Origin of the sequence: Rhizobium sp. BT04, from assembly GCF_030053135.1 — a bacterium.
GTDB lineage: Bacteria > Pseudomonadota > Alphaproteobacteria > Rhizobiales > Rhizobiaceae > Rhizobium > Rhizobium binxianense.
On record NZ_CP125652.1, the window covers coordinates 2,483,621 to 2,490,000 of the forward strand.

Below are 6,380 nucleotides of genomic sequence, written 5' to 3' on the forward strand. Positions count from 1 at the left end.
GCTCCATTTCTAACTTCATGCAGATTACAGCGGCTAATCATCGTTTGTCTTCATAGCTATCTGTCGCTTCACAAACCGTTGAACCGGCAACAAGAGAGACCATTGCTCATGGAAACTAGGCCCAAAATGTTTGAACCGTTCGCCTTCGCCAACGGGCTCACGCTTCGAAACCGGGTCGCCATGGCCCCGATGACGACATGGTCGGCGAATGACGATGGAACCGTCTCGGATGAGGAAGTTTCGTATTATCGACGCAGGGTAAACGGCGTTGGCCTCGTTGTGACAGGCTGCACGCACGTCACGCCCGATGGCATCGGCTTCACGGGCGAATTCGCCTCTTATGACGACAGCTTCATGCCAAGTCTGCGGCGGCTCGCGGAATCCGCCAAGAGCGGCGGCGCACCCGCGATTCTTCAGATTTTCCACGCTGGGAACAAGGCCGTGCCGGAGCTGATCCCGGACAGGGACGTGGTCAGCGCCAGTGCGCTCGAAGTTCCCCCCGGCCCGTTCAATCCTGGTGGGGTCGCTACACGTGCTCTGAGCCATGACGAAGTCCTTGATGTGATTTCGGCGTTCGGGCAAGCAACTCGCCGTGCCATCGAAGCAGGCTTCGACGGTGTCGAACTCCATGGTGCCCATGGCTTCCTGATCCAGAACTTCTTCTCGCCGCTCTATAACCAGCGCAACGACGAATGGGGAGGCGCGCTGGAAAACCGGATGCGGTTCCCGCTCGCAGTGGTCCTCGAAGTCAAGCGGGTAATGGACACATACGCGACGCGGCCCTTCCTTTTGGGATACCGGATCTCCCCGGAGGAATCAGAACCGGGCGGGCTTCGGATTGAGGACACCTACGGGCTTATCGATCGTCTCATCGATTGCGGTGTGGACTACATCCATGCATCGCTGTCGAGCGTACTCGATGCTAAGCCGGTCGACGCTGGCGATGATCGGATGATCGCTGAGTTGGTCGCCGCCAGGGTTGCGGGGCGCGTTCCAGTCCTTGCCGCTGGCCAGGTCAGAACGCCTCAACAAGCGGAGCGTGCCCTCGATCTCGGCCTCTCGCTTGTAGCTGTCGGCCAAGGGCTGGTGATCAACCCGGACTGGGTCGAACTGTCAAAGAGCGGCAACGGCGATCTGATCGAGACGGAGATCAGGACGACGACGATCCCAGAAATCTCGCTTCCCACCAAGCTCTGGGGCGTCATCGAGGCAGCCGGCGGCTGGTTCAAGATCAACGATGATCATGCGGCGCAGCGGCGGAAGGCCAACGCATAAAGTGTCGGTACACAACTCACCATCAAGGAGAATTCTATGAGTAAAGTCTGGATGATCACAGGCGCTGGACGCGGCATGGGGCTCGATTTCGCCAAGGCGGTCCTGGCGTCCGGCGACAAGCTCGTCGCCACCGGCCGAAATCCTGAGCGTGTTGCCGCGGCCATCGGTCAATCGGAAAACCTGCTGGTCGTCACGCTGGACGTGACAAAGTCTGCCGATGCGGACTCCGCTGTCAAAGCGGCATTAGAACGTTTTGGTCGCATCGACGTGCTGGTCAACAATGCCGCGAACTTTTACGCAGGCTATTTTGAGGAATTGACGCCGGCCCAGATGGATCTGCAGTTGGCCAGCAATCTCATCGGTCCCATGAATGTCACGCGGGCCGTATTGCCGGTGATGCGCAAGCAGGGCTCCGGCAAGATCATCTCGATCTCGTCGACGGCCAGCCTGCTGGGCTTTGAGTTCTGCAGCGCTTATTCTGCCTCGAAGTTCGCCCTCGATGGCTGGATGGAATCGCTGCAGCCGGAAGTGGCGCCGTTTGGTATTGAAACGATGATCGTCAATCCGGGCTTCTTCCGCACCGAATTGCTGACCGACGAATCCACTCAATACGCCCCGCTGTCTGTCAGCGGCTATGACGAACGGCGCGCCCAGCACCGCGCGTTCTGGAAATCCGCCAATGGCCGGCAAAGCGGCGATCCCGCAAAACTCGCCCAAGCACTGATCACCCTGGTCAACGAACCGGAGCTGCCTCGCCGGTTCATCGCCGGAGCTGATGCTATTGGCATGGTGGAACAGAAAATCGCGCTGCTTCAGCAGCAGATTGATGCCTACCGGGACCTTTCAAGTTCACTTGACTTCGACGAGAAGGCTTAGGGTTTCCTTGCGGGGGCGCCAGGAGTGCCCCCGCTCGCGCCGATTCAAAGTGTCAACGTCGTTCCAAGATCTCGAGCACGAGCTGGCAACTTCCCTGAACCGAAGGCCACCTGACTTCGACATCAACAAGATGAGCCTCTCAAGGTGGGTCGGGACGGTTGAGGAAATCATGCTCGATTGTCGACGACGAGGAAAAAAACGGCCCTTGCTTCATCGCACACCTCTCAGATCACGTTCCGCATAAGGTAGGGAGATCGCTCGACGGAACCTGCGCGATGGTTTTCATCACGAGCGCGACATCAGGAAGAGACCAAAACCCTCCGTCTTTGTATATGACCCGCACGGGGCCGGCCTGCCGTCGGATTCAAGTTCGACAATCGTCTTTGAATGAATCAGAAACGGCATCTTACGCTGCCTCCCCTGCGCCGCAGCATGACCACGATCACCCCCCGCCGCACACACTTGAGCGACGACGACGCTAAGCAGGGGCGTCCGACATCAGAGGTGCTCATAGTCGGATCGGAAGTACCGTCTTTGGGCGCCGCGAGAGATCAGGGGCCAGCCGATCGAACAGGAACCCACACCGAGCCAACGCTGGTGGCGTGATGACACGACTAGGCTGCCGACGATAGCGACCATAGCGAAAGGATGACAATGATGGGAAGCGCGACGCCGCACGGCTTATCTTCATGGTAGATCATTGATTGTTCCTGCGGCCCGGCGGCGTATAAGAAGCCGCGGGAGACGCAAGATGCTGATCTTTGAAGGTGTTGGTTTCGCTGGCAGGATTTGTGGTTTTCTGTCCCGCTTTGTCGGCTTCGCCTTCTTGCGGGCCCCTGAAGAGGTGACCTGCCACTGAGAATTTCCTCCAGAATGGATTAGAGTCCGGCCTGTTAAAGGACGGACGAATGAAGAAGCAGCGATTTACGGAAGAGCAGATTATTGCGGTGCTGAAGGAGCAGGAGGCTGGCGCGAAGGCAGCCGACCTCTGCCGCAAGCACGGGATTTCAGAAGCGACGTTTTATAACTGGAAAGCCAAATTTGGCGGCATGGACGTCTCCGAGGCGAAGCGTCTGAAGGCGCTCGAGGACGAGAATGCCAGGCTAAAGAAGTTGCTGGCCGAGCAGATGCTGGATGCAGCCGCACTCCGCGAGCTTCTTGCAAAAAAATGGTAGGGCCTGCCGCCAAGCGTGAAGCCGTCACGCATCTGAAGGCCGTCATGGGTCTTTCGGAGCGTCGGGCCTGCCAGATCATATCTGCCGACCGCAAGACGATCCGTTATCGGTCAAGTCGACCGCCGGAGGTCGATCTGCGAGTGAAGCTGCGCGACCTCGCCAACGAGCGGCGGCGTTTTGGCTACCGTCGGCTGTTCATCCTGCTTCGGCGAGATGGAGAGCCGTCCGGCGTCAATCGCATATACCGTCTTTATCGCGAGGAAGGGCTTTCCGTTCGCAAGCGAAAGGCCCGGCGGCGTGCTGTCGGCACGCGTGCACCGATCCTGGTCGAGGCGAAAGCCAATGCCCGCTGGTCGCTGGATTTCGTCCACGACCAGTTTGCCTGCGGCAGACGATTCCGGGTCTTGAATGTCGTTGATGACGTGACGCGCGAATGCCTGGCAGCGATCCCGGACACGTCTATCTCTGGTCGACGTGTTGCTCGAGAACTGACGACGCTGATCGAACGACGCGGCAAGCCCGGAATGATTGTCTCCGACAACGGCACCGAACTAACGTCGAATGCCATTCTCGCCTGGTCGAGGGATCACAAGGTGGAGTGGCACTACATCGCGCCGGGGAAGCCGATGCAGAACGGCTATGTCGAGAGTTTCAACGGTCGGATGCGCGACGAGTTGCTCAACGAGAGCCTCTTCTTCGGCCTCGATCATGCCCGCAGCGCCATTGCTGAATGGGCTGACGACTATAACCATTTCCGGCCACACTCGTCGCTCGGATACCAGACCCCGGCAGGCTACGCCGGGAGCATCGCCGCAACCGGCTCCAACGCTGCGCAAGATGAAAGCTTCGCGTTTCCGCCGGTTGCTCCTACCGCGCCAGTTGGCGTATTCAAAGCCGCCGAGGCTCTAATCACAGCCGGATGAAACTTCCGTGGCAGGTCAGAGGCGTTAACTCCTCGACCCATTACCAAACAAAAAGCCCGCTTTGCAGCGGGCCTTTTTGTTTGGTTGCGGGGGCAGGATTTGAACCTGCGGCCTTCAGGTTATGGTCCGCAGGACGAGGAGCTACCATCGCCAGCGAAGATGACGTCTTCGCGCCAGCGATATCGCTCTGGTGTCTACTTGGAATTTGGTTGCGGGGGCAGGATTTGAACCTGCGGCCTTCAGGTTATGAGCCTGACGAGCTACCGGGCTGCTCCACCCCGCGAGATATATTTTAACACGAAAGGCCGCTTTGAGAGCGGCCCTTTTGTTTCGGCTATGGGCCGTTGTCTGTGAATGAGAAGATTGTTTTCAAAAAGTTGCGTTTTGCAGACCTGGCAGCGACCTACTCTCCCGCGTCTTAAGACGAAGTACCATGGGCGCAGGGGCGTTTCACGGCCGTGTTCGGAAAGGGAACGGGTGCAGCCACCCCGCCATAACCACCAGGTCGGCAAAGCGCAACTTAATGTTTGAGAAGCTGGCAGGCGTTAGCCTGTTTTTTTTTGAACACGTCTTACCTTTCGCAAGGCACCGTCGGCCAGAGGCCGCAAGCGCAAAGCGCGTCGCCAATCGTTTGGCGCGCCGTCCGCAGCGCTTTCAGCGCGTGAGGACAGAAGGTCAAGCATCATCAGCCTCTGGCTGATGAGCATAGTCAATGAGAACGATCAAGCCGATCGAGCTATTAGTACCGGTAAGCTTCATGCGTTGCCGCACTTCCACACCCGGCCTATCAACGTGGTCGTCTTCCACGGCTCTGATAGGGAATACTCGTTTTCAGGTGGGTTTCCCGCTTAGATGCCTTCAGCGGTTATCCCGTCCATATATAGCTACCCTGCTATGCCCTTGGCAGGACAACAGGTCCACCAGAGATATGTCCATCCCGGTCCTCTCGTACTAGGGACAGATCCTGTCAATATTCCTACACCCACGGCAGATAGGGACCGAACTGTCTCACGACGTTCTGAACCCAGCTCACGTACCGCTTTAATTGGCGAACAGCCAAACCCTTGGGACCTGCTCCAGCCCCAGGATGCGATGAGCCGACATCGAGGTGCCAAACAACCCCGTCGATATGGACTCTTGGGGGTCATCAGCCTGTTATCCCCGGCGTACCTTTTATCCGTTGAGCGATGGCCCTTCCACGCGGGACCACCGGATCACTATGACCGACTTTCGTCTCTGCTCGACTTGTCAGTCTCGCAGTCAGGCGGGCTTATGCCATTGCACTCGACGACCGATTTCCGACCGGTCTGAGCCCACCATCGCGCGCCTCCGTTACTCTTTCGGAGGCGACCGCCCCAGTCAAACTACCCACCATACACTGTCCCGGACCCGGATGACGGGCCGCGGTTAGACATCCATGACGATAAGGGTGGTATTTCAAGGATGGCTCCACGGAAACTGGCGTCCCCGCTTCAAAGCCTACCACCTATCCTACACATGCCGACACGAATGCCAGTGTAAAGCTATAGTAAAGGTGCACGGGGTCTTTCCGTCTGACCGCAGGAACCCCGCATCTTCACGGGGAATTCAATTTCACTGAGTCTATGTTGGAGACAGCGGGGAAGTCGTTACGCCATTCGTGCAGGTCGGAACTTACCCGACAAGGAATTTCGCTACCTTAGGACCGTTATAGTTACGGCCGCCGTTTACTGGGGCTTCGATTCAAAGCTTGCACCTCTCCTCTTAACCTTCCAGCACCGGGCAGGCGTCAGACCCTATACGTCGTCTTGCGACTTCGCAGAGCCCTGTGTTTTTGATAAACAGTCGCTACCCCCTGGTCTGTGCCACCCCATCATACTTGCGTAAAATGGGGTCACGCTTCTTCCGAAGTTACGCGTGCAATTTGCCGAGTTCCTTCAACATAGTTCTCTCAAGCGCCTTGGTATACTCTACCTGACCACCTGTGTCGGTTTCGGGTACGGTCTATACGGTGGAGCTATTTCCTGGAACCGCTCCGCTGCCCTGATAATCCAATAAACCAGAACAACTTGTGCAATCCGTCACTACCACCAGGCCCACGAATATTAACGTGGTTCCCATCGACTACGCATTTCTGCCTCGCCTTAGGGGC

3 protein-coding genes, 1 tRNA gene and 2 rRNA genes (1 of these 6 cut by a window edge) are annotated in these 6,380 nt (G+C 57.6%); 3 read left to right on the top strand and 3 right to left on the bottom strand.

Annotated features, from left to right (window positions below):
• The first annotated feature begins 102 nt into the window (after window positions 1–102).
• The 3 genes from QMO82_RS20595 (at window position 103) to QMO82_RS20605 (ending at window position 4,249) form a co-directional block, all read left to right on the top strand.
• Window positions 103–1,275, top strand: a complete 1,173-nt coding sequence (locus QMO82_RS20595) for an NADH-dependent flavin oxidoreductase (protein WP_183610596.1) — start codon at window positions 103–105, stop codon at window positions 1,273–1,275.
• Window positions 1,276–1,311: 36 nt separating this feature from the next.
• Window positions 1,312–2,151 (top strand): SDR family NAD(P)-dependent oxidoreductase, encoded by an 840-nt coding sequence (locus QMO82_RS20600; protein WP_183610597.1) that lies wholly within the window; start codon window positions 1,312–1,314, stop codon window positions 2,149–2,151.
• Window positions 2,152–3,059: 908 nt separating this feature from the next.
• Window positions 3,060–4,249, top strand: a protein-coding gene (locus QMO82_RS20605; protein WP_183610642.1) for an IS3 family transposase whose coding sequence is annotated in 2 segments (ribosomal slippage) — window positions 3,060–3,312 and window positions 3,312–4,249 — 1,191 coding nt in all. Because the reading frame shifts where the segments join, the coding sequence is not laid out codon by codon here.
• A 206-nt stretch (window positions 4,250–4,455) separates the two neighbouring features.
• Here the strand turns inward: QMO82_RS20605 and QMO82_RS20610 are convergent.
• From QMO82_RS20610 to QMO82_RS20620, 3 genes are all read right to left on the bottom strand, one after another.
• Window positions 4,456–4,532, bottom strand: a tRNA-Met gene (locus QMO82_RS20610).
• A 107-nt stretch (window positions 4,533–4,639) separates the two neighbouring features.
• Window positions 4,640–4,754: ribosomal RNA gene (rrf, locus tag QMO82_RS20615) — 5S ribosomal RNA — on the bottom strand.
• Window positions 4,755–4,967: 213 nt separating this feature from the next.
• Window positions 4,968–6,380: ribosomal RNA gene (locus tag QMO82_RS20620) — 23S ribosomal RNA — on the bottom strand; it runs 1,477 nt beyond the window's last position.

Excerpts from the sequence above, each read along its gene's own strand:
- QMO82_RS20600 (WP_183610597.1), top strand. The coding sequence starts at position 1,312 with ATGAGTAAAGTCTGGATGATCACAGGCGCTGGACGCGGCATGGGGCTC.